21 protein-coding genes are annotated in these 23,275 nt (G+C 55.1%); 7 read left to right on the forward strand and 14 right to left on the reverse strand.

Features of this window, described 5'->3' with window-relative positions; genetic code table 11:
- Window positions 1–20 precede the first annotated feature (20 nt).
- From OLTU_RS29255 to OLTU_RS29275, 5 genes are all read right to left on the reverse strand, one after another.
- Complete coding sequence (locus OLTU_RS29255; protein ID WP_141736265.1) at window positions 21–812, reverse strand: flagellar hook-basal body protein; 792 nt, start codon at window positions 810–812, stop codon at window positions 21–23.
- A 211-nt stretch (window positions 813–1,023) separates the two neighbouring features.
- Window positions 1,024–2,193 carry a beta-ketoacyl synthase N-terminal-like domain-containing protein gene (locus OLTU_RS29260; protein WP_141736266.1) on the reverse strand — a complete coding sequence of 390 codons (1,170 nt, stop codon included), beginning with the start codon at window positions 2,191–2,193 and terminating at the stop codon, window positions 1,024–1,026.
- A 98-nt stretch (window positions 2,194–2,291) separates the two neighbouring features.
- Window positions 2,292–3,224 (reverse strand): flagellin N-terminal helical domain-containing protein, encoded by a 933-nt coding sequence (locus tag OLTU_RS29265; RefSeq protein WP_141736267.1) that lies wholly within the window; start codon window positions 3,222–3,224, stop codon window positions 2,292–2,294.
- A gap of 37 nt (window positions 3,225–3,261) precedes the next feature.
- A complete protein-coding gene (locus tag OLTU_RS29270) occupies window positions 3,262–3,894 on the reverse strand; it encodes a RibD family protein (protein WP_141736268.1) in 633 nt (210 codons plus the stop codon).
- Between the two features lie 68 nt (window positions 3,895–3,962).
- Window positions 3,963–4,460 (reverse strand): CarD family transcriptional regulator, encoded by a 498-nt coding sequence (locus OLTU_RS29275; protein WP_141736269.1) that lies wholly within the window; start codon window positions 4,458–4,460, stop codon window positions 3,963–3,965.
- Window positions 4,461–4,793: 333 nt separating this feature from the next.
- On the opposite strand from OLTU_RS29275, the gene rpsO reads away from it, so the two are divergent.
- The 3 genes from rpsO to dut all read left to right on the forward strand — a co-directional run bounded on the left by rpsO (window position 4,794) and on the right by dut (window position 7,701).
- Window positions 4,794–5,063 carry a 30S ribosomal protein S15 gene (gene rpsO, locus OLTU_RS29280; protein WP_141736270.1) on the forward strand — a complete coding sequence of 90 codons (270 nt, stop codon included), beginning with the start codon at window positions 4,794–4,796 and terminating at the stop codon, window positions 5,061–5,063.
- 124 nt (window positions 5,064–5,187) lie between these two features.
- The gene (gene pnp, locus OLTU_RS29285) at window positions 5,188–7,263 is read left to right on the forward strand and encodes a polyribonucleotide nucleotidyltransferase (protein ID WP_439956700.1); all 2,076 of its coding nucleotides are present in this window, start codon (window positions 5,188–5,190) and stop codon (window positions 7,261–7,263) included.
- A 12-nt stretch (window positions 7,264–7,275) separates the two neighbouring features.
- The gene (dut, locus tag OLTU_RS29290; RefSeq protein WP_141736272.1) at window positions 7,276–7,701 is read left to right on the forward strand and encodes a dUTP diphosphatase; all 426 of its coding nucleotides are present in this window, start codon (window positions 7,276–7,278) and stop codon (window positions 7,699–7,701) included.
- Here the strand turns inward: dut and OLTU_RS29295 are convergent.
- Both OLTU_RS29295 and OLTU_RS29300 read right to left on the reverse strand, forming a co-directional pair.
- Window positions 7,687–9,498, reverse strand: a complete 1,812-nt coding sequence (locus OLTU_RS29295; protein ID WP_141736273.1) for a glycosyltransferase — start codon at window positions 9,496–9,498, stop codon at window positions 7,687–7,689. The two genes, dut and OLTU_RS29295, sit on opposite strands and share 15 nt — an antisense overlap.
- Window positions 9,483–12,038, reverse strand: coding sequence for a S41 family peptidase (locus OLTU_RS29300; protein WP_141736274.1), 2,556 nt, complete (start codon window positions 12,036–12,038; stop codon window positions 9,483–9,485). The genes OLTU_RS29295 and OLTU_RS29300 overlap by 16 nt, the downstream gene beginning before the upstream one ends.
- A 227-nt stretch (window positions 12,039–12,265) precedes the next feature.
- On the opposite strand from OLTU_RS29300, the gene OLTU_RS29305 reads away from it, so the two are divergent.
- Window positions 12,266–13,807, forward strand: coding sequence for a TPR end-of-group domain-containing protein (locus OLTU_RS29305; protein WP_141736275.1), 1,542 nt, complete (start codon window positions 12,266–12,268; stop codon window positions 13,805–13,807).
- Between the two features lie 63 nt (window positions 13,808–13,870).
- Here the strand turns inward: OLTU_RS29305 and OLTU_RS29310 are convergent, their stop codons facing one another.
- The 5 genes from OLTU_RS29310 to OLTU_RS29330 all read right to left on the reverse strand — a co-directional run bounded on the left by OLTU_RS29310 (window position 13,871) and on the right by OLTU_RS29330 (window position 17,226).
- Window positions 13,871–15,058, reverse strand: coding sequence for an exo-beta-N-acetylmuramidase NamZ family protein (locus OLTU_RS29310; protein WP_176737070.1), 1,188 nt, complete (start codon window positions 15,056–15,058; stop codon window positions 13,871–13,873).
- Window positions 15,059–15,067: 9 nt separating this feature from the next.
- Window positions 15,068–15,304, reverse strand: a complete 237-nt coding sequence (locus OLTU_RS29315) for a hypothetical protein (protein WP_141736277.1) — start codon at window positions 15,302–15,304, stop codon at window positions 15,068–15,070.
- A 113-nt stretch (window positions 15,305–15,417) separates the two neighbouring features.
- Window positions 15,418–15,651, reverse strand: a complete 234-nt coding sequence (locus OLTU_RS29320; protein WP_141736278.1) for a hypothetical protein — start codon at window positions 15,649–15,651, stop codon at window positions 15,418–15,420.
- On the reverse strand, window positions 15,648–16,046 hold the full coding sequence (locus OLTU_RS29325) for a PilZ domain-containing protein (RefSeq protein ID WP_176737071.1): 399 nt from the start codon (window positions 16,044–16,046) through the stop codon (window positions 15,648–15,650). Before OLTU_RS29325 ends, OLTU_RS29320 begins: the two co-directional genes overlap by 4 nt.
- Window positions 16,047–16,143: 97 nt before the next feature.
- Window positions 16,144–17,226: a DsbA family protein gene (locus OLTU_RS29330; protein WP_141736280.1), complete on the reverse strand. Its 1,083-nt coding sequence runs from the start codon at window positions 17,224–17,226 to the stop codon at window positions 16,144–16,146.
- A gap of 186 nt (window positions 17,227–17,412) precedes the next feature.
- Here OLTU_RS29330 and orn point away from each other — a divergent pair, with 186 nt between their 5' ends.
- Window positions 17,413–17,964 (forward strand): oligoribonuclease, encoded by a 552-nt coding sequence (gene orn / locus OLTU_RS29335; RefSeq protein ID WP_141736281.1) that lies wholly within the window; start codon window positions 17,413–17,415, stop codon window positions 17,962–17,964.
- Window positions 17,965–18,239: 275 nt separating this feature from the next.
- Here the strand turns inward: orn and OLTU_RS29340 are convergent, their stop codons facing one another.
- On the reverse strand, window positions 18,240–18,899 hold the full coding sequence (locus OLTU_RS29340; protein WP_218110348.1) for a hypothetical protein: 660 nt from the start codon (window positions 18,897–18,899) through the stop codon (window positions 18,240–18,242).
- Window positions 18,900–19,471: 572 nt separating this feature from the next.
- Here OLTU_RS29340 and OLTU_RS29345 point away from each other — a divergent pair.
- Complete coding sequence (locus tag OLTU_RS29345; RefSeq protein ID WP_141736283.1) at window positions 19,472–21,007, forward strand: ABC transporter substrate-binding protein; 1,536 nt, start codon at window positions 19,472–19,474, stop codon at window positions 21,005–21,007.
- Between the two features lie 90 nt (window positions 21,008–21,097).
- On the forward strand, window positions 21,098–21,472 hold the full coding sequence (locus OLTU_RS29350) for a response regulator (RefSeq protein ID WP_176737072.1): 375 nt from the start codon (window positions 21,098–21,100) through the stop codon (window positions 21,470–21,472).
- Between the two features lies 1 nt (window position 21,473).
- Here the strand turns inward: OLTU_RS29350 and OLTU_RS29355 are convergent, their stop codons facing one another.
- Window positions 21,474–23,192 carry a hypothetical protein gene (locus OLTU_RS29355; RefSeq protein WP_141736285.1) on the reverse strand — a complete coding sequence of 573 codons (1,719 nt, stop codon included), beginning with the start codon at window positions 23,190–23,192 and terminating at the stop codon, window positions 21,474–21,476.
- Between the last annotated feature and the right edge of the window lie 83 nt (window positions 23,193–23,275).

A 23,275-nucleotide genomic window follows, 5' to 3' on the forward strand; every position in this document is an offset into this window, starting at 1 on the left:
ATTCATACTCCTTGCCTGGATCAGGCTCTAACGTCGCCAATGGCGTTGGATGATTTTTCCATGATCTGATCATAGTTCGACACCGCCTTCTGATAGGCTTCATAGGAACGGTGCGCGATGATCATGCCGGTCAGGTTCTTGATGGCGTTCACATTCGAACCTTCCAAAAAACCCTGACGGATACTGGCCGAGCCGGCCGGCTGGATGTCCTCAGCGCGGCCTGCATAGTGGTAGTAGTTGTTCCCGACGCGTTCGAGGTTGTCCGTCGGGTTGGAAAAGTTCACGAGCTTCAGACGGTCGAGCATCTGTCCGTCCTGAAAAATCTCCCCGCGGTTGTTCACTTCGAACTGAGTGCCGCGGATATAGATCAGGCCCTTTTCCCCCAGCACAGGATCACCCTGTTTGGTCACGAGCACACCATCCTGGGAAACGGTCAGGTTTCCGGCGCGGGTGTAGCGCGGACCTTCCGAAGTTTGCGCGGTGAGAAAGCCCTGCCCTTCGATCATCAGATCATAGGGGTTTTGGGTGTTGATCGCCGGACCCTGGGTCATATCCTTATGCATCGCAGCCACGCCCACATACGACATATCGTTGCCGCGCAGGGGAAAAATATCACCAAGATCCTGTTTGAAATTGGCTGGTGGCAAAGGACTGGGATAGTTTTTGAAGGGCTCCGGTTCCTGGAGTGTAAAGGTAACGTTGTCACCTTTAAAGCCAACCGTGTTCACGTTCGCCAGGTTGTTGGCGATCATTTCGAGGGCACGCTCCTGCGAGATCGCTCCGGCCAATGGCGTGTAAATGTTCTTCAGCATAACGGTCCACCTCGCACTTTGCACTCAGGGAGTGAAAAGCAATAACCGGACCAGGAATGACGCAGAAGTTAAGGATTTCGCTGGGTGACAGGAAGAATTTGGAATTCAGCCGTTCTTCGTCAAAAGCACCAAACGTTGTGTCAGCGCTTCCACAGGGCTGAATTTGCCGGCTGTCAAGGCCCTGACTTCCCAGCGTCAGAGCCTTGCCGTCTTAAACCTGACTCAGTGCAGGATTTTTGACGATAACGGCCGCAGCATTGCCGCCAAAACCGAGGGCTGTGACGAGCAGATGACGCTGCTGAGGCAAACGGCGTTCGTTGCGTTCGGGCTCGCCGAAACCGCGATAGGGATGCGGAGGAACAAGACCCTGAATCAGATGATGCATGCCGAGAATCAGGCTCGCGCAGGCAGAGGCCCCGAGCATATGTCCGAACATCCACTTATGAAAAACGATGGGCACATCATGGGAAAACATCTGCCGGTAGGCCGCAAGTTCGGACGCATCGCCTTTTTTGGTGCCGGCGCCATGCCCGACGACGAGATCAACGTCCTCCGGCTTTAATCCGGCCACATCCATGGCGTTCTGCATCGCCTTGACCAGCACCGCACCATCCGCGGAAATTCCGGTGAGCGTGGATTTTTCCGTGGCCGCGCCCCAGCCGACGAGTTCACCGAGAGGCGGAAACCACGGATCCGAATCGATCACCAGAGCGGCAGCCCCTTCACTCAGGACCATTCCGCTGCGATCCTCCGCACCCGGCCGGCAGGGGTATTCGCAGCCCTCCGCGTCGGCATAAACCTTGGCGGCTTGCAACATTTCCAGAACGTAGGGCGTATTCGAATATTCGGCCCCACCGGCGACCATGCCCTTGGCCAATCCCATTTGAACCGAACCTGCCGCCTGAATCACAGCATGAAGTCCCGTGGAACAGGCTGCTGACACAGAGAGCGAGGGACCTTCCAAACCCAGCTCGCGCGCCACAGCCGCGGGCAGGGAACTGGCGGTCGAGGTTGGGCTGGTCAGCGGCGGCAGTCGTTTGCCCTGATGATGGTCGATGATACTGGATTCGAGAAGGTGGGTGGGCCCACGCGAGGAGCCGAAGATCACACCAAACTCCGGTGCCACACGACTCTTTTCCGCAAGGGAACGCACCAGGAGTACGGCCAGACGCGTGAGGGGATCCTGATGTTTCAGGGTCTTTTCCGCAGCCGATTGCTCCAGGACTTCGCGCACCTTGGCCGGCAGCCGACCCTGCACGAAGCCGCCTTCATTTTGCAGAAAGCAGCGATCGCTGAGGAGTCCGTCCAAATGAACGTGAGGACCCCAGCCGGCAGGGCTGATGAGATCGGCAGCTGTGATATAGAGGCGTGGTTTGACCATAGGTGCTTCCTCCCTGACTGGCCCTATACACCAGGGGCCGGGAAGGACGCAAGAAAAGGGAGACCCGGGCAGGCCATGAGAGCCACCCGGAGGTTGAATTAACCCATGCTCTGCAGAAGACCGAGGGCCACCTGAGGCAGTTTGTTGGCCTGGGCAAGCACCGAGGAACCAGCCTGGAGCAGGATATTCCCCTGGGTGAATTCCGCGGTTTCATAGGCGAAGTCCGCATCGCGGATTCGGGACCTTGCAGCCGACAGGTTTTCGATGGCGACACCGAGGTTTCTTTCCGTCGATCCCAGGCGGTTTTGAGCCGCACCGATCGTGGCACGATAATCGGCGACCTTGTTGAGGGCCGCATCAACCCTGGCCATTGAATGTTGCGCATCAACTTTCGTATCAATCCGCGTTCCGGCTTCATTGGCCGCGCTCCCGAGATCGAGGGAGTTTTCCCCTTCGGTGGCGGCGTTCATTTTGCTGAAGTCAAGGCGGATGATGTTGACAGGATTGCGGCTCTCCAGGGAGTCAGGTGGCGTGAGGTAGTCCTTGCCAATCTGCATTTCCAAAGGAAACTGGTTTTGGCTTTCGAGCAGCGCGGGATCCACATCGCCATTGCCGATCAAAAGCCTTGTGCCGTTGAATTCGGTGGAAAGAACGATACGATCCACCTCGTCTTTCAGCTGCATGAATTCGCGGTTCAGGTATTCACGCTCCTGGCCACCGACAGTATCCGAGGCGGCCTGCACGGACAGTTCCTTGAGACGCGTGACGATACCGGTCACTTCCTCCAGGCTGCCTTCCGCCACCTGCAGCATCGAGACGGCATCATTTGCGTTGCGCCGTGCCTGAGCCAGGGATCGAATGTCCGCATTCAAACCATCCGAAATCGCAAGACCCGCAGCATCATCGGCAGCCTTGTTGATGCGATAACCTGACGAGAGTTTTTCCATATGGCTGCTCACCTTTTGATTGGAAAGCCCCATATGTCTTTGCGCAGTCAGAGATTGGACGTTGGTGCGAATCCTGAGGCCCATTAGGACTCCTTCATGACGCAACAGAACGAAAATTTAGTCAGGATGAGGTGACTTTATACCTTAAGAATACAAAACTTTCTTCGCTGTGGGAAGCAAGCAGGGAAAAATTGACCCTGTGTGGAAGCTCGGGCGCAACAAGGAAAGGGGCTGCGGATTGCCCGATAAAAATCGGAGCCAGGGTCAGGCGCAGTTCATCCACGAGATTTTGATGATAAAACCAATTGTTGATAATACCGCCACCAAAGAGGAGACATTGCCCGTATTTTTGTGCGGAAAGGTGCTGGTGCAAAAACACAGCAGGATCCGCTGCGCCGTAAATCAAATTCTGCACGCCGCTGCCTGGAACCAGAGGCAAAGCGGTGGGTGAAATCAAAAAACGGGGGATATGCGTCTGCTGCCAAAAGCCGATATCGAGTGGCAAGGGATGCCGGGCGAAAATATACCAGGCCGGTGGCTGGCCCAGGTGTCCCGGATGATCGAGACATTCACCATTGGCCCGGATGCTGGTTGCTCCGACGATGATGGCGTCAGCGGCTTCGATCTGCGCCCGCAGATGCTTCTGATCCGCGTTACCGGAAAGACCCACGGACTGACGTTCCGCATCACCCTCACGATCGTGAAGGCCGATACGGCCGTCGAGACTGGAAGCCATCACATTGATGATCTGCATAATTTAAGGCCCAACCTGATCGAGCATTCCGGACATGCTTTTGGAATACTACGGTTGGTGGCTAGGTATCAAGAACTTGCTCGGGATTTCGATTCCAGGGCCTCGTCGAGTTCGTGCTCGACATCATCCGGAACGCGACTCTTGGCGGCGGAGATTTCACTGACGAGCCGAGCCTTGGCGCGGTCGATCATTTCCTTTTCCCCGTAGGAAGGCTGGCGCAAACGGTCCTTGCCGGAGAGATCACGCAGAACTTCCGCAATTTCAAAGAGGGAACCCGAACGAATCTTGTCGGTAAATTCCTTCTTGCGGCGATTCCAGATAGCAGAATACGTCTTCGGCGGTTGGCCGAGAATGGCGAAAATGCGGGCGATATCGTCATCACTCACGAGTTCGCGGATCACATGGGCGGAATTGATCTTCGGAAATCGTACCATCATACCCGTAGCCAATATCTTCAAGATGTAATAATCCTGCGATTGGCCACCCAGGGAAAGACTTTCGACTCCTTGAATTTCGCCTACCCCGTGAGTTTTGTGGACTACTTTGTAGCCGGCTGGAAAGGTCATCACCGTCTCCTTCTCGAAACCGAGAAATTTTGTCAGGGTACCAGCGCAGCGGGGAACAACAGCTTATCAATAGGAAGTCATCATTACCGTGTAGCAGTGGCGTTTTATGACAAAACAACGGAGTTTTGTCAATTCCTAAAATAGTATCGGAATTTCGTGAGAAATCATTAAAAATACGCTTACAATCGTCAGGAAATTGGAAAAACCGACCCCCTTAATAAGACGAAGCTTGCAATGTGCGCACATTATAGGTAGTTTGCCTGCTTACATCGCCCGAAAACCGGGGCTATGCTGATCTACCGCGTATAAGCTCTCAGTTAGGAAGGATATGACATGGCTTTGAGCAAAGCTGAAACCTCTGAAATCGTTCAAAAATTCGCCAAGAAACCCGGCGATACCGCTTCCCCAGAAGTGCAAATCGCTTTGCTGACCCGCCGTCTGCAAGTCCTTAATAACCATTTCCGCGTACATGATAAGGATCATCACTCCCGGCTGGGCTTGATGAAACTTGTTGGTCAGCGTAAACGTTTGCTCACGTATCTCAAGAACAAAGATACCAGCGCTTACAAGAATCTCATTTCTGAACTTGGCCTGCGTAAATAATACATATCAAATCACAAAGCGTCTTTATCTCTCGCCAGTAACTTGATACTGTTGGCAAGTGTAAAGACGTTTTTAATTTTGGCGGGCTGCCAATCTTTTTCGGAGTTAGTTTAAGATGTCCCTAATTAAGGAAGCCAAAGTCGGCGACAAAACCATATGTTTCGAATTCCAAAAGTTTGCGAAACAAGCCAATGGCTCCGTCATGGTCAGCTGTGGCGACACCCAGGTCCTGGTGACCGTATGCGCTTCAGAGACTCCCAAGGAAGGACAGGACTTCTTCCCGCTAAGCGTCGACTATATTGAAAAGTTTTATGCGGCCGGACGAATTCCCGGCGGGTTTGTCAAAAGGGAAACGAAGCCCAGTGAAGCCGAAGTCCTGACAGCCCGCGTGATCGACCGCCCCCTCCGCCCCAGCTTTCCCGAAGAATATCTCTGCGAAACTCAAGTTGTCTGCACGGTGATGTCCGTGGATCCTCTGCATCATCCTGCGCCTTTGGCGTTGGTCGGTGCCAGTACAGCGTTGATGATCAGCGATATTCCTTTTAATGGTCCTGTGGCTTCCATTCGCATTGGCAAAAAAGACGGCCAACTCGTCATCGATCCTGTTCTGGGTGAAGAGGGTGACCTCGATCTGAACATCGCCGCCAACCCGGACGCTGTTTTGATGGTGGAAGCCGCTGCCAATTTCCTGTCCGAAGACGAGATGATCGAAGCGATCACGTTCGCTCATGATGCCATGAAGCCGCTCTTCGACATGCAGTTGGAAGTGCAGAAGGAAATCGGCAAGACCAAACGCACTCTGACCGGCCATTCGCTCGCCGATACAGTTTATTCCGAAGTGCAGCATCTCGAAGGCCTCGCGCGCGACGCTCTGCAGGTTCGTGAAAAACAAGCCCGCGTCAAAGGCCTGAGAGCGCTGAAAGAGAAGATCATTTCCGATCTCAACCCTGACGGCGACAGTGCACGCGCCAAGGCTTTGGCCGCTGCCTACGAGAAATTGATTTACGTTTCCATGCGGCAGATGATTTTGGAAGATCGCAAGCGGATCGATGGCCGTTCCTTCACCGACATTCGCCAGATCACCTGCGAAACCAAGCTTCTGAAAAGAACGCACGGTTCGGCTCTCTTCACCCGCGGTGAAACCCAGGCTTTGGCGACGGTCACGCTGGGCTCGGCTGATGATGAGCAGCGGATGGATTCCATTCTGCAAGCCAACTTCAAGAAAAGCTTCATGCTGCACTATAACTTCCCGCCTTACTCGGTGGGTGAAGCCAAGCCTTTGCGCGCCCCCGGTCGCCGCGAAGTTGGTCATGGTGCCTTGGCTTATAAAGCTCTGGAAGCCATTCTGCCCGAATCCAATAAGTTTAATTACACCATCCGTCTGGTTTCCGAAGTTCTGGAATCCAACGGTTCGTCCTCCATGGCCACTGTTTGCGCGGGCACCATGGCTCTGCTCGACGCTGGTGTTCCCATCAAGCAACCTGTGGCGGGTATTGCCATGGGCCTCGTGATGGAAGGCGATAAATACGCGGTTCTTTCCGATATTCTCGGCGACGAAGATCACCTTGGCGACATGGACTTTAAAGTCACAGGTGGCGAGGAAGGTATCACCGCGCTGCAGATGGATATCAAGATCTCGGGTCTGAACAAGAAGATCCTCGCCGAAGCTCTGGCCCAGGCGAAAGAAGGTCGTCAGTTCATCCTGAAAAAACTGGTGGCGACGATCAATGAACCGGCTGAACTGAGCCAGTTCGCACCGCAGATCTTCGAAATCAAGATCAAGGAAGACAAGATCCGCGATCTCATCGGCCCCGGCGGCAAAACCATCAAGAAACTGGTGGCGGACCTGCAGGTCAAGATCGATATCAGCGACAACGGTATCGTCAACATCATGGCTCCCGATGGAGCTTCTGCAGAGCGTGCCAAGCAAGCGATTCGGGCGATTACGGCCGATCCGGAAGTGGGCGCGATCTATCTCGGTACGATCAAGAAAGTCGTCGACTTCGGTGCCTTTGTTGAGTTGCGCCCAGGTCTCGAAGGTCTTCTGCACATCTCGCAGCTGGAAAACCGCAAGGTTGATCGCGTGACCGATATCGTGAACGAAGGCGAGCAGGTTCTTGTGAAGGTGATCGACGTCGATCGCCAGGGCAAGATCAAGCTGAGTCGCAAGGATGCATTGGGCAAACGTCCCACCGTGTAAGGGTGAAGTTTGATGTTCCAGTTTCGCTTTCATGACGATTGCACACCGCGTTACATGACCGAACACAGCGCTGCCGCCGACCTGGTGGCGCGTGAAGGTCTGGTGATTGAACCAGGGACGGTCGCCTGTGTCCCGACCGGAGTCTGGATCTCCGAAGTGGAATGGTCCAAGGTTCCTGCGGGCTCTATTCCTGAGCTGCAGATTCGGGCGCGTTCCGGTCTGGCTCGCAAACATTCCATCACGCTCGCTAACGGCGTGGGCACGATTGATGCGGATTATCGAGAGGAAATCGGAGTTTTGCTGCTGAATCTTGGCCGCGAACCCTTTGTCATTCAAAAGGGCGATCGCATCGCTCAGATGGCTTTGAATCTGGTGGGACGTCTGGATCTTTCCGTCGGCGGTCAACGCCAGGGTGGATTCGGTTCAACCAGCGTTTGAGACCTTCACTGTTTTGAACGGCTTTTGATCGCTGAGCAGAAGTGCCTGATCGACCAGAAGCCGACCCTTCTCACACTCCCCGACCTTGTAGTAAAGCTGACCCAAAGCCATCACCACCGGTCCTTTTTCGCCCATTATGACAATGAGCTGCTCCAGCACGTCGATGGCGCGATCCATGTCCACACATTCCAGACAGGCCTGCGTCAACGCATAGAGCGTGGATTGATTTTCTATGTCGACACTGAGACTGCGTCCGAGCCAGTAGACTGCGTCGTCCGGCATTCCCGATTTCCGGTAGACCTGACCCAGACCGGCCATGGATTCCGGATCGTTGGGCTTGATCGCCAGGGCTTTCCGATAAAAGGACAGCGCCTCTTCCGTGGCATAGGTGAGATAGGCAATGCGGGCCAGTCCGAGATAGGCTTCCCGATGCACGCATTCATCCGCGGTGCAAAGTTCAAAGCAGTTCATGGCGCCATCGAGATCGTTGTTCCGAAGCAGAAGATGGCCTTTGAAAAGCTGCAGCTGCGAGCGGAATTCCGGATGCCAGGACCAGGTTTGCAGCCCCTCATCAATCACCGGCACAAGCTCCTCCAGCGGCACGTCGCTGGCTTCCCGCTTCAGGCGTTCCAGCAGAACAAAGAAGTCCTGGTTCAGGCCACCAAAGGTTCCCTGCGGGGTTTTTGCGGCCAGTCTGCCGATAAAGGCATCCACCAGGGGCGCTGTATCCGCGGCATCGAATTGATAACGGCACTGTTCCACCAGAGCCTGACGGCCATAGGCCGGCAGATCGCGTTCCTCATGGACTTTCTGCAGTTCCCGCGCCAGCGTCACATAATCGTTCTGCTCGACGGTAAAAACCGGAGCCAGAGCCTCCGCCAAAGGATGATGGGCACTGACCAAAGGCCGGGCGCCGCAGGCCATCGCTTCGAGAATCCAGAAGGAGGCATGGGCGTTTTCCATATCCGACTGATGAATCCAGGAAATCGCCAGATCCGAGGCGCTATAAAGATCCTTTTGGAACGGACTGATATCCTGGGAGATGAAGAGCAGCTGACGCGCCAGCCCCAGATCCACAGCCAGGTATTTCAGCGCCTCCTTGTTTTCGCCGCTCCCTGTAAAGAGAAGCCGCATCTGTCCGGCAACGTCCTGGTTATGGTCAGTTAAATACTTCAAGGCAAACAGCAGATTCCTTGCCCCGCTGTCATGCGCAAGCGGATCACAGCAGCTCACCAAAAAAATCTCATCCGGCATCTTGATATACGAGCGGAACCGCACCCGATTCTGGGGCTGAAAATCCATGCGACGCGTGTGAATGCGTGGCGCGAGCTCAAGAATACGTTCACTCTCAACACCCACAAAACGCAGCGACTCGCCCGCCTCCTCGCCATAAACAAGAAAGCCGGCGGCAAACTTCAAAAGATCATCGAGCGCCGGTTGATCATGCTCCATGGCCCACTTCAGGTCCATCGGATCGCTCGAAAAAACCAGCAGCGCCTTCTGATGCTGATGGCAGTAACGCAGCGCCTGCTGCGTGGACTGATCGATAAATCCCGAGGCGATCACCAGATCCGCCCGGGCCAGCTCATCCTCGAGCCCAAGCATATAACCGGGAAGATGCTGATCCTCGAGAAAGCTTTGAAGGGCCAGTTTTGAGGTATAGATGGGCTTGCGCAGGGCATGAAGGAAGGTGGCGGCACGAATATTATGAACTTCTGCCAGAGGCTCCAGGAGGTCAAAGGCTCGCAGATTCTGACTCTTGCCGATGACCAGCAGAATGTTCAATTTTCCGTCCATGGACTTCTTCCTGTATTCACGTTCGACTTGGAGACCCGCGGCGCGGGGCTGCCACTAATAAAGAAGTGAGACTTGCTCGCGTCCATCTGCTCGCGACTCACCACCGAAACACCGACCTGCAATTGATCGGACGTCAGATCCAGGGAAGCATGAATCGGCACGCGAATGACACGTGTCTCTCCTGGCTCCACCTGACCCACTTTCAATTTTCTTTCATCCACCCGGATCTGCTTGCCGGCAAGGTTGGCCACGCGAGCCTCGACCATGCTGGCTGTGACCTGGGAATCGTTGCGAATCGTCACTTCCAGGCGTGCCTGCTCACCCGCTTCCAGCACACCTATGGCCTGGCCGCCGGTTTCCTGGCTCAGCTTCATGGCGATATCAAAACGGGGCACCTCCCCTTCCTTGATTTCGACGATCATGGGCCGCTCGAGGCTGGGCAAAGGACCGCCGCTGCGGGCGAGGCCCACACGGATACGCACAGGACCATCCTTCGCAGTGGTTTTGATTTCATAACGAATGACACCACGCAGCTCCTGGCCCGGCTCCACCTTGCCAATGAGAACCTCAGACGTGCCCAGGTTATTCCGATTGCTCGTCACAAACACGGACAGGCGTGTGATGGCCTCCCTGCCCACGTTTTTGACCCGCCAGGGAATAAGGGCCGGCTGACCTTCCCGAATTTCAAAGCGTTCATCCAGATCAATGGCAAATTTCAAACGGCGTGGATCAAAGGCTGTGCGCTCCCTCGCCGTTTCGGACCAATCGACATTGGAACGTGATTCCAGCCACTGCTGAGTGCTGCTGTCGAGTCGTTCCAGATTTTCCCGCAGGAACTGCGAGGCACTCGCCTTCCAGTAGCTGGAACGCATTCGTCCCTTGGGCATGGGCACACCGTCGCGATTGGCGAGTTCCGACAAAAGCTTTTGGGCGAAATCGAGCGGGATATCCTTGGGCGGCACCTTGCTGTTGGTCGGGTTGACTTCCGGCAGAAGGTAAAACGCCTTCAACTCCTCATGCTGATTGGCCACACGCGCCCGACCGGGATCAAGGCTGTGATCGAGATAACGCTCGCTCTTATAGCGATAGTCGCCGAGCAGGTTCCAGTTTTCCTTGGTCTTGTGCACGGGCTGGAGCCAGATATCAGGCATGATGCCGGTGTTTTGAATGGAAATGCCCTTGGGTGTGAAATAACGGGCGATGGTGAGCTTGAGCGCCTGCTCACCCGGCAGTTCAAAAACGGTCTGGACCGATCCCTTGCCGAAGCTCGGCTCACCGATCACAAGAGCCCGCCCATGATCACGCAAAGCTCCGGCCACGATCTCGCTGGCCGATGCGGTATCGCCGTTGGTCAGTATCACCAGCGGATAGTCAAAGCGATAAAGGTTGTGGCGTGCCATTTCATATTCACGGGTCCGACCCTGAGTGGACAGGATGCGACCTTCATCGATAAAAAGGTCGGCAACCTTCACCGCCTGATCGAGCAGTCCTCCAGGATTGCCGCGCATATCCAGGATTACGCCAGCCAAGGGATCGGCATCCCTTTGCGCCTTGATCATGGCATCACGCAGCTCGACGGCCGTGCGCGAGGAAAAGCTATCAATATAGGAGTAGAGAATCTTGCCCTGGTCGGTGGGCAGGAGTTTGGATTCCACAGAATCCACCTGAATGATCTCGCGGGTTAAGGACAGACGGCGCGGAGCAAAATCGCCCTCGCGGAGCACGAAAAGGTTCACCTTGGTGCCTGGTTCGCCGCGCATGTATTGAACGAGGTCATCCAGCGTGGTTCCAAAGGTGCTTTTGCCATCGATCTGCATGATGCGGTCAAACTTGGAAACACCCGCCCGGGCCGCAGGGCTCTTCGGCAGGGGTTTGATCACGGTCAGAACATCATCCTGAATGCCGACCACCACACCGAGTCCACCGAAGGACCCTTCCGTTCCCTGGCGCAGATCGCGGTATTCATCCGGCGTTAAGAGATTGCTGTGCGGATCAAGACTTGCGAGCATGGCGGAAAGGAATTGAAAGGCACCGGAAGGCGATTTGCGGCCTTTCTCGCGGGAACGATGCCGTTCCAAAAACTGACTCGTGCGCAGCGCATCCCGCATCAGGTCATCATACGTATAGCGCATGCTGAAGCGGAAGGCGATGGAATCGGAACCTTTGGTCAGACGCAGCGAACGATCGCTGGAAGCACTGAGAGCGGCGACATCGTTTTCATGCAGGGAACGCAGGGTGGATTCGATCAGCTGCCGGTTCTCCACCCGCGGCTCGTCCACATAATAGTTCTGCACGATGGTGATAATCGAATCGATCAGCAGAGACTCGGAAACATCGAGTCGATCGGCAAAATCCTGGGCCTGGCCCGTGCGGGTCATGGCCGGTGATTCGCGATCGCCGATAGCCCGGAAGGTCATGAAATTGAAGGGCTTTTGGCCGTCCCGACCTACCACGCTCCGTTCGGCATTCAACGCGAAATAAAACGCCAGACTCAAAATTGGCCATAGAGCGTATTGCAACATTTTTTTCCAGTCCCGCATGTGCTGCTTCTCCTGGGACTCCTATCGACAGCTAGGAAATTTTGTTTAGGCACCCGGCAAATTCGGGCCCAGCGGGACGTGGATTACGGGATTCTGCCAGCACGTAAAAATTGAATTTCATTGGCCTAATTTGGCCAGCGAGCCGATTTTTCAAATTGGGCTCAAAGAAATGCCAAAAGCGCCGAAGAGATGTTTGGAGAATTTGGCAAAAGTGAACTGAGGTGGTTATGAGTTGGGAACGGATACCAGGACCTGGCATTAAGGATTGCCGTGATTTCAGCTCGAAATCGGGCGGTGGCGGCTTCGGCAGGATTTTCCTGGCTTCCACGCTTCTCCTCCTCCCCAGCCTGACCACGGCCAGCCCCAAGATCCCCCCAGCCCCCAAGACCATCCCCCAGCCCCGAACCCTTGAAGAATCCGTCTGGCTCGCTGAAATGGAAGAGCTCGACAAGCTGGAAAAGTCTGCGGCGCGTCTGGTTCAGGAGGACCCGTACTCAGCCTTTGGGCATTATCTTTTGGCTGAACTCTATCTAAAGCAGTTCAAACAGAACCCATCCCAGCTCCGTTATCTGAAACATGCCTCCGAACTCGGGCAGCAGGCTATCGAGCTGAGTCCGCAGGATGAATATGGTTACATCGTATCCGCTCAGGTCCTTGACCTCATGGGCTATACGGAAAATGCGCTGTCCATCCTGGACGGTGACAGCAAGCTGCCGGTGAGACAGTCCTGGCGCGTGGACTTCATGCGCGGCCAGCTTTTGACCGGACAGGTCCCGGAATCCACGGTGCTCAAGCATTTCGAACGCAGCCTGAAAAAGGATGCGAGCTCGCGCAATATTGTGATCCCTTATGTGATTGCCACCATGCAATCGCATGCCAAGGGCGAGAATCTGATCGAGGATCTGCGCTCCTGGCGGGAACGTTATCCGCATCAACTTTTTGATTTGAGCCTGGCGATTGCCCTGAGCGATCATCAGCAGTATCAGGAAGCTCATCAGCTCTATGCGCAGCTGCAGAAAAAGCATCCGGATATGACCGAGGTCTTTATCAATGACGGCATCATTCTTTACAGCCATCTGAAAAAGCCGCGGGAAGCTCAAAAAATCCTGACGGACGTTTTGAAGCATGAGGCTCTGGACAAGGGCCGCCGGGCCATGGTCCTGGCGCATATGGCCAGCCTGGAACTGGAGCATGGTAAAAAATATGACGAGGCCCGCCGGCTCTTTGCCGAGGCCATCGGCCTTGCCAAAAATCCGATGGAATGGGTCGCTTTCTCGCACAAGGCTTATGAAAAGAGCCAGCGACTTTTGGATTTCGTGGCTCTGCTCGATGAACTGCGGCTGGTGATGGCCGGTTCCAGCTATCTCTATGCTCTGCAGGGTGAAGTGCTGTCCGAGCGCCTCGCCATGCATGATCAGGCCATCGAATCCTTCAGCTCAGCCATCCTTTTGGAACCTGAGCGCACGGAGTTTTTGAACGGCCTGGGTTTAACCTACTATCGGATGCATCAGCTGGATAAGGCTCTGGCGATATTCCACGAGGCCACCAAAATCGACCCTCAGGATGCCACGGCCCGTTACAATGAGGCCTGCGTGCTGGCCATCCTCGGCCGAACCAATGAGGCCCTGGGCTCCCTGAAGGCCGCCATCGGCCTGGATCCGCGGCTGCAGCAGACCGCTCGCCTCGACAAGGATTTCACCAGTATTCGGGTCACCGAGCAATTCCAGAGCCTGACCAACACCATTCCTGTGACGGCAGGACGCCCCTGACCCATCCCCAAACGAAAAAAGGCCGGCTTCAGGAGCCGGCCTTTCGCTTTCTCTCTTGCATCTTCAATCCGGAAGCATCGGCCTCAGGCCACGCGCATACAAAAGAACCTTCTCAGCCTTCTTTTGATACTCCGCAAGGCCCTCCGCCCAGAACGGATCCTTCAGACTGAAGTTTTTGGTCATGTGATCCTCAGCCTTGAGATGCCCCAGGATCAAATTGATCGGCGAATTCACGAAATCATATTCGTAGCCCGGACCCTTCCACGCAAAACCCTGGGGAGCCAGGTCCATGGCCGCGCGCATGATGGCAAGGCCCAGAGGGAAGGTATGGATCTGTTTGGGATCGAGAACGTGGATCTGGAAACCCCGGCACACTTCGCCCGCCCATTTCTGAGAGGTCGGTTGAAACTCCGCAGGGCGCAGGTGAAAGCCGGCGCTCCGGTAGTAGTCCTGCACGCGGGCGGCATACTGAGCGCCATCCTTGATGTAAGGCGCCCCTACAAATTGGAAGGGCAGGCCCGTGCCGCGACCCTCGGAAAGATTGGTGGCTTCCAGCATCACGGTGGCTGGATACACATAAACCGGATCGATCGTGGGCAGGTTCGGGGACGTGAGGATCCAGTGCTTGTAGTATTCACCCCAATAGGCCTTGGGATTCCAGCCTTCCATGGCGATCACGTCCAGCTCAGCGCCAATGTCCGCATTGAAATAGCGGGCGGCTTCCGCCACGGTCAGACCGTGACGCAAGGGAATGGCATACTCACCGACAAAGGACCGCGCCCCGGCATCCAGAACACGCCCTTCCATGGCTTCGCCCGCCAATGGATTGGGGCGATCCAGCACGACCACGCGTTTGCCCAATTTTTTGGCCATGCGCAGACAGCCGGCGATCGTGTACTTGAAGGTATAGACGCGGCAGCCGGAAATTTGCAGATCGACCAGGATGGTGTCGACGCCATTGAGCATCTCAGGCTTGGGCTCGCGGGTTTCAGAATAGAGGCTATAGACGGGCAAACCGAACGGACCACCCTGATGGTGGCCGGTTTCAATCATGTTGTCCTGCACCGTCGCATGGAATCCATGCTGCGGTCCGAAGAAGGCGACCAGCTTTGAGCCCAACAGATCACGCAGGAGGTCCCAGGAGGACTTGAAGCTTTGCGTAACTGAGGCCTGATTGCAAAGAAGGGCGCAACGGCCCCAGGCTTGAGCCGCTTGCGGTGCGGCGGCCAGAACTTCAATTCCGAGCTTCACGGCCAGTCCTCATCCGCGTTTGTTGACCTGGCTGATCAACTTGTTGAGTGTTTCCTCAAGGCTTGCGCCATTGACGGTGGGAATGACGCTGCTCTGGTCCGTGGCATGTTCGCCATGACCAATCCACATATTGGGGCCCAATTCGTTAATCTCGAAGAGATAGTTGACACCTTGGTGGAGAAAATTGAAACGATGAATCTTAAATAGCTTGCTGCCGTCCGGTATTGTGATGGCCTTCCAGTCCATTGCTGCCCTCTCTCTTGCGATCCGCCAGGGGATACTTGCATATTACCATTAACTCTAAACAATTCGGCTTTCTGCGTCCAGAAAAACCCGGAAAGGTGGGTACCGGCGGACGCTCAGCGTCGTGGCTCAGGCTTCCGGCCTTGGGGGGGGCCTTGTCTGCTCAGCATGGCCTGCACCTTGCGAAGTTCAATGTCCTGACCAGCACGGAGAGTATCACGAGGACGGATCTGATGGGTGACCACCCGCGACAGAGCGGTTTTGGGTCGAGCGACGGTGGCCGCCGCGGCTTGAATCTCAAGGAAGAGGAGAGCCAGGACTGCCGCTGCCATGACACCAAGGTTCTTCACGCCGCAGACCCCGGATTATCGTTGCTTTTGCGTGTGATAAAATCCTGCAGTATTTTTTCGTTATCCCGATCGATCTGCACAATTTTAATGGCGATGCCGGCTCCGGAATCCTTGACCACGGCATTTTCCTTGCCGACCACGCGAGCCATCTTTCCATTGAAAAAAATCGCGCAGTCGGGCTCCAGTTCGGCCCAGACTTCCAGGATGCTCGATTGATTGAATGGAAAACGATTGGGGCTGTCAAATTCGAGGAAAAATCCGGTGTGCGAGATATCCCGGGCGGTCGTTTCGTAGCGCACCTGGGCGCCAATGGAAGCGATCACCACACGCATCGGGCGTTCGAGCCGGACGCGCTTCACTTTGCGACTATCCCTGTTCTGAGCGGATGCGGACATGAAAAAACCCTCTCGCGCGACGGTCCAGTGACTTCTGAAGTATCGGCTCGAGGGTAATTTTCTTGAGACCTTTACGCCCAACCCAGGCGAAAAAGCCTTACTTTTTCGCGAGTTCGCTGTCGATGACCTTCTTGAATTCCTCGTAAGGCAAGGCACCCGAGAGGCGACGGCCATTGACAAAGTACGCCGGGGTTCCGGTCACACCGACTTTTTCACCCGAACGGGTGTTGTTGTCGATAATTTCCAATTGTTTCGCTGGGTTTTTGGTACATTCCTCAAACTTTTTCATGTCGAGACCAACGGTCGTCGCATATTTTTTGAAGTCGGAGTCGCCCAGGTTCTTCTGGTTTTTGAAGAGTTCTTCATACATTTCCCAGAACTTGCCCTGATCCTTGGCACAGCGGGCGGCGATGGCAGCGGGCTTGGCGCGATTGTGGAAACCGAGTGGGAAGTCGCGAACCACCCAACGGATTTTGCCTTGATAGTCCTTCATGATGCGCTTCACAGTAGGCTGAACGCGCTCACAGAAAGGACACTGGTACTCGGAATACTCAATCACGGTCACAGGACAGGCGTTACCCGCACAGCCCATGGGTTTGATGTCTTTGGGATTGGGACCGTATTTCACCGGGTCGGCGTCGGTCACGGTCAATTTGAAGACGGGTTCCTTGGGTTCAGGATACTGAATTTCCAGCTGCTTCTTGGCCACGCCTTCGGCGAGGATGTTCTGGAACACATCCTGAGCTTTCTTGCTCTTCAGATAATCGGTGATCATCTTGCGCTTTTCGGCATCGCTCTTGTCTTTCAGCGCCGGATAGTCCTTGAATTGATCCATGGCTTCCTTGATGTCGCCATCCGATACCTTGGTGCGCGCATCAAGATAATCGTTACGCGCTTTCTCAACGCTGACCTTGCCTTTGTCCGCAAGACCTTGCCAGAACTCATCGAGATATTTTTCGCGGGCCAGATCCGAAATCAATTCATAACGCTTTTGTTCGATCTCATAGAACTTGCCCTGATGGTCTCTGGCCAAGTCTTCAACTGAGTAAGCCTTACCATTAATCTTAAACGCGGGCTCGGCCATCAATTGGCTGCTCATCAATCCAAGTGGAATTAAACAGGCCGCTGCGAGCCAACGCTTCATTTTCGCAAGCGTCTGTGGTTGGGTGGTCGTCGCCATAGAGATTTTCAAGCTCCTCAGGTAGAGTGTTAAGGCTTCCCTGCTTTCTTAGCGGGTGGACTTATGATAGATTCGGAACCATGATAAATCGATAAAAATTGTCGACGCTCTCGCAACGAGAGCAGGGCGGCAAGCCTGCCATGCAGCCGCAATGACAATGAATCCGCTGAAACCTGGGGAGGAGCCATGGCAGATAAACAGGACAACCTGCTCGTATGGGTGGACATGGAGATGTCCGGCCTGAATCCGGCGACAGACGTTGTCCTTGAAGTGGCCGTATTACTGACCAACAAGGATCTTGAAGTTGTCGTGGAAGGACCGCAGCTCATCGTCCATCAGCCCGCGGAACTTTTTGAAAAGATGGACGCCTGGAACCAGGAACATCATACCAAGTCCGGCCTTTGGCAGGCTGTGCTGGCTTCCACGGTCACCCTGCAGGAAGCCGAAGAAGCCGTGCTGAATTTCCTGAAACTGCATGTTGGACCACGTCAATCCCCGATCTGTGGCAACTCCATCGCCCAGGACCGGATGTTTCTCATGAACCATATGCCGCGTGTGAATGAGTATTTGCATTACCGCATGATCGACGTTAGCACGATCAAGGAACTGGTCAAACGCTGGTATCCAGGCGGACCTGCGGCCCCATCCAAGGCCAATCAACATAGGGCTTTGGATGATATTCGGGAGAGCATCAACGAGCTCCGCTTTTACCGCGAACAGTTCTTTGTGAAACCCTGAGGACGCCTTTTCCAAAAAAAAGCGACCCATGCCATCTGGTCAGCTTCCAACCCCGAGATTAATGGTGTTAGAATCAGACTAGGACCCTCTGGCCATGCGGATGAACCGCGGTTTGAAATGGTCCTATAGGCTAAATGCCTAGGAAAGGAGGTGGTGCTGTGGTGTTGTTCGACTGCACTAGTAGCACGGAGGTGAGTGTCTCTTAGTAGACCTCTCCTCCACTACTAACCGGCTTCCTTTCCGCGTTTGATTTGGGAGCCGGTCCCAAACTCCTCTTAACGCCGATTCCGTTCCTGCCCGCGCACATACTCCATGAAAGCACCCTTGTCTTCCATGATCGTTTGATAACGACTGTGATTCATTCCACGATGGCCTTTGTTGCCACGGTGGCCTTGGCCGTTGCGGTTTTGCTGGGAATTATTATTATTGTGGGGACCGTTGCCGCGACCATTGCCCATCGGCGGCTGGCCACCTTTCATTTGATTCTTGCGTTCGACGATTTCCCAAGCGCGCAGCACAACGCTTTCCGACAAGAGCTCGGTGACGAATTCATCCAGACCGATGCCTTCATCGGCAGCCTGCTCACGCAGTTTTCGCACGAGAGACTTGGAAAGTTTCACGCGCAGCTGCTCGCTGTTGTCGCCTGAAGCAGCGACCACGACAGGGCCTGGGACTTTGGGATTTTCCCGGATGATGGCTGGCTCAGGAGCATTGAATTTTTGCTCCAGTGGCGGCAGTTCATCTGTTTCTTCTTCTGTTGCCGAGGTCTCGAGTTCTTCGGGGACAGATTCCGAGGCGGATTTGGCGAGAATTTTTCCGGTCTTGTTGCGTTTGATCACCGGAGCAGTCTCCTCTTCCAGCTTCACTGCGGTTTCACTCTTGCGAGCTTTGGGACTGGCTTTCTTGCTTGGGGCCTTGGCCTTTTTTGCTTTCACCTTTTCCGCCATTCGATTCTATCTCCAAACGTTATAAACGAGGACCCGCCTTGTCGGGCAGGTTTTTAGAAAAAATATTGGGGTCATGCAGTACGAAAATCAGGATCCATGCCACGCCGGGCCATGAGTCCGAAATCCTGGACGAAACCCTGGGATTGTCGGTCAGCGACTGGGAACCAAACTTCTGGCTGGCGGAACACTGTCGGCCAGCGACGGGGTACCGGGCATCTGTCTGGCGGAACGCTATCTCATTACTTTTGAAGGGGCTTGCACGGGTTCAGGGAACCCTTCCGGAGAAATGGCAATCCTTGTGTACACTATCCTCTGCCTTAGCAGGCCGCCTCTCGTCAAGGGTAATCATCGAACATTTGGGGAGAAAACTTGAGCGATTATATTCACCTTGGCCATTCATGCCCAATTTCGTCAAGATTTACCGTAAATTATACGACCCTCTGCTGCCCTTCACAAGGTTTTTTTCCGGGAGCCCGCATCAGCCACAAAGACAAATTCTCCCTTAATTTTGCCAATTTGTGTACTATTAGGTTCAACCACGCAACTGCGAAGAGGTAAATATGCGGAGGAGCCCAAACTGTGGTTCAACCCTTAAAATATGGGTCACCGCACTCGGCTTGATCACGCCAGGGATGGCTCGACCCGAACCGGCCTCCCGCACCCGCCTGCAGCTTGCCCTCGATGATACCATTCGCAGCTTCGATCCCCGTCAAAGTGTGGACGCGCGTGCGCAATCCGTGGAAAGCCTGATTCATTGCAGCCTTATGACCTTTGATGCGGAAGGGCGCCCTGTGCCTGGTATCGCCGCTGCGGCTCCCCAGTGGAAATCACCCACAATTCTGGATGTGACCGTCCGGGACGGCGTGAAATTTAGTGATGGCAGCGCTGTCACGGCCCACGATGTGGCCGCCACCTGGCAGGCTCTGCTGCACCATCAACCCATGGCCCGGAGCGCTTCCTACCCCGAGCTAAGCGCGGTCGAGGCCAAGGGAAAAACAGTTACATTCCATCTTAAGGAACCGAATGCCGGTTTTTCGGACCAGCTGATCCTTGGCATTCTTCCGGCTCAATTTGCCAAGGAATTACGTATCGATCCGATCAAGACACCGAATTGTGGGCCCTATTCCGTCAAAAACATCCAATGGGAGAATATTCTCCTGGAAGAAAACCCGCATTATTCCGGCCCGCCGCCCCGTCTCAAAGAGATTGAAATCAAAATCGTGAAGAGTGCAAAGACCCGCTTTGCCCAGCTGCAGTCAGGCGAACTCGATCTCGTGCAGAACGGAATCAGCCGGGAGGCTCTGAAGACCATAGCCCGGAAAAACCTGCAGCTCGACGTGCTCAGGAGTCCCGGCTTGAAGACGACCTATCTCGGCTTTCATATGCGCGATCCTCTGGCTGGCCACCCCGCAGTGCGGGAGGCGATCGCCCACGCCATCAACCGGCAGGAAATCATCGATCTTGTCCTCGGTGGACTGGCCACCCCGGCAACCACCCTTCTGCCACCCGTCTCGCCCTTTCATCACAAGGGTTTGAAGGCACGCACGCTGGATCTGGCCAAGGCCGAAAAGATTCTGGACAAGGCCGGCTTTCCACGAAAAGGCGCCAGTCGCTTTGAGCTGAGCTACCGCACCACCACCGATATCTCTCACATCAGCATCGCCAAGGCCATGGCTTCCCAGCTCAAACGCATTGGCATCAAGCTGGTCGTGCAGCCCTTGGAATGGAAGAGCTTCGAGCAGGACATCCGAAGCGGCCGCGTGCAGCTCTGGGGCCTGACCTGGACGGATCTCAGCGATCCCGATGTTTACCGCAAGGCTTTGGCCACAAGCAGCTTTCCCCCTCTGGGTGACAATCGCGGCCGATACAGCAATCCTAAACTGGATACCCTGCTGGAGCAGGGAAAACGGGCTGCAAGCCCGGAGCAAAGACTTCGGATCTATCAGAACGTGCAGGAGCTTGTGGACCAGGATCTGCCCTTACTCGCTCTCTGGCATGAGGATAATTTCGCGGTCGTGAATCGGTCTCTGCAAGGTTTTACGCCGTCTGCGGATGGCCGCTACACCTCGCTCAACCAGGCTTTCTTTGCCCGCTAAAGGGTCCGCCTCAGTGGGGGCGGATGCGCTTGAGGTCCAAGCAGCTAAACTGGTATCATTAAGCAACAACCAGGCATGGACAAAAAAACGATGAGCAAAAAAATCCTTGTGGTCGATGACTCCGTCACGGCTCGCCGGCTGGTTGTCAGCCATCTGGCGGGATTGAATCTGCAGGTGATTGAAGCCGGCGACGGCAAGGACGGATTGAGCAAGCTCAACGACCATCCCGACATCGGTCTGATCTTCACGGACATCAACATGCCCTGGATGAGCGGCCTGGAAATGATCGCCGAGATCAAAAAGATTAAAAACTGGCAGCACATTCCCATCTGCATGCTCACCACGGAAACCGGCTCGGATGCTCTGACCCAGGCCAAGGATTTGGGTGTGAATGCGTTTCTGGTCAAGCCGGTGCAAAAGGAGCAGCTGCTCGCGATTGTGAATGGTTACCTGCCTAGCGCGTGAATTAAAGCGCTGCGTTTTCGCCCATCTGCCAGCTGCGAGGATTTTCCATCATATATTTGACCAGACTGTATTTCAGATGGTCATCAAAAGCCTGCGGCTGCATCCGCTCCTTCATCTCCAGAATAATCTGCTTTTTTTCCAATTCGAGATTATCCAGATAAAGCTGCTTCAGCACCTGATAGCGCTTGGGATCCTTGTCCCGCATTTTCTGCAGTTCCTCGTTGGCCTGACGCCGCAAATCGCTGTCGGGAATGGCTTTGCGAGTGGCAGCCACGGCCGCCACGGCGGGTGGTGCGAGCGGACGGGGGGCCGCGGCACGCCTTGAACTTTCATCGACCTCCGCGGCATCACGCGTGAGATGACTCTTCACACTGTGCGAGGCGAGGAATTCCAAAACCTCGCGCTGACGCCAGGACACCGGCGCGGCAAGGCTGGCCCGGGGCAGGGTTTCCATATCGCGCGCATAGGTCGAGTGATCATTGATGATGCGGGCAAAGGCCTGCAAACGATCATTCAGGCTTTTTTTGGGCGCATTGAGTTCATGGACGGCCGCGCTTTCCGCGAGCCAGCCCGGAAGCTTGAGAATGTCACCTGCTTTCTGCCGCAAAGACCACTCGTAGAAGAGCACGGTGTAACTTAACAGAAGATTGCCTTCGAGCGTCATATAGCCGATCGGCTGGGCCCGTTCGGCGTCATCAAGTTCGCGCCAGAGCTGAAGGCAGCCTTCGATGGACAGGCCGCTCGAAGGAGCCAGGATCGGCGTAATTTTCTTGATCACCGGCTCCATGGTGTGCTCGCGGAAATAGCGGGCGCAGCGCTGTTCATAGGCTTTCATTTCGCCTTCGCGCAGGTCGGTGTCATTCATCTGCCAGACCACCAGCAGAGGATCACTCTCGGTTTCCACCGCGAGGTAATCGAGTTCCTGCGGATTTTTCAGGACACCGTGATCCATCAGTTTGCGTCCGACCTTGGTGAGCAGACGCATTTTCTGGCGGAAAGGGCTCCAGTTTTCCGGTGTTTCCCGCGGCACGGGCAGGCTCAGGCCGTTGAACATATTTTCAAAGGAACGGCCAAAAACCGCATCCCAGCGGAAGCTGCTCTTTTCCCAAAGCGTGGCCTTTTGCAGCTGCAGAAACACAAACTGCTCGAGCTGCACAAGATCCAGCCATACGGATGGGCGCAAGGGCAGAGGCTGACTGCGGCCGAGGAGCCGATGCACGCGAGGTTTGCCATCGAGCAGACGCGCGAGCTCCGCATAAGGCTCGCCATAACCCAGAAGCAGCTCGGCGGCCATCGGGGCCGGACGGAACACTGTTTTCCAGGAGCCCTGCGCATCACGGCGCCTTTCCTCACGATCGAAGAGAGGCACCGGCTCAAAGGGTTCCTGCGTCGCGGCTGGATAAACCTGCAGGCTGCGCAGAATCTGGAGAACCCGCAGAAAGAGAAAGGCCCGTGTGCGGCCATGCCCCGCGAGATTTTTTTGCAGATTATCCGGACTGAGGTGCAGCCACTTTTGGCCCTGCAGGATCTGCTGCTGGGCCTGCTGCATCAGAACCAGCAGGGCGCTCAGTTCGGCATCGGTCAAGGCTGGACTCAGGCCGGCTGCCATGCTCATGCTATACGGATCAGCTTCCAATCGGCGCAGCTGCAAGGCCAGCTCAAAGGCTTGGATCCACCATAGAGGCGCCATGAAAGTGGACATGATGCTATGTTCGGCCATGCAATGAAATCCAGCCTAATAATCCTACCAACGCCGGTTGGGGACGCGAGTGGAAAACATTCTGCAGAGCCCCAGCCTGAAAC

This window comes from Oligoflexus tunisiensis (genome assembly GCF_001748245.1).
Taxonomy (GTDB): domain Bacteria; phylum Bdellovibrionota_B; class Oligoflexia; order Oligoflexales; family Oligoflexaceae; genus Oligoflexus; species Oligoflexus tunisiensis.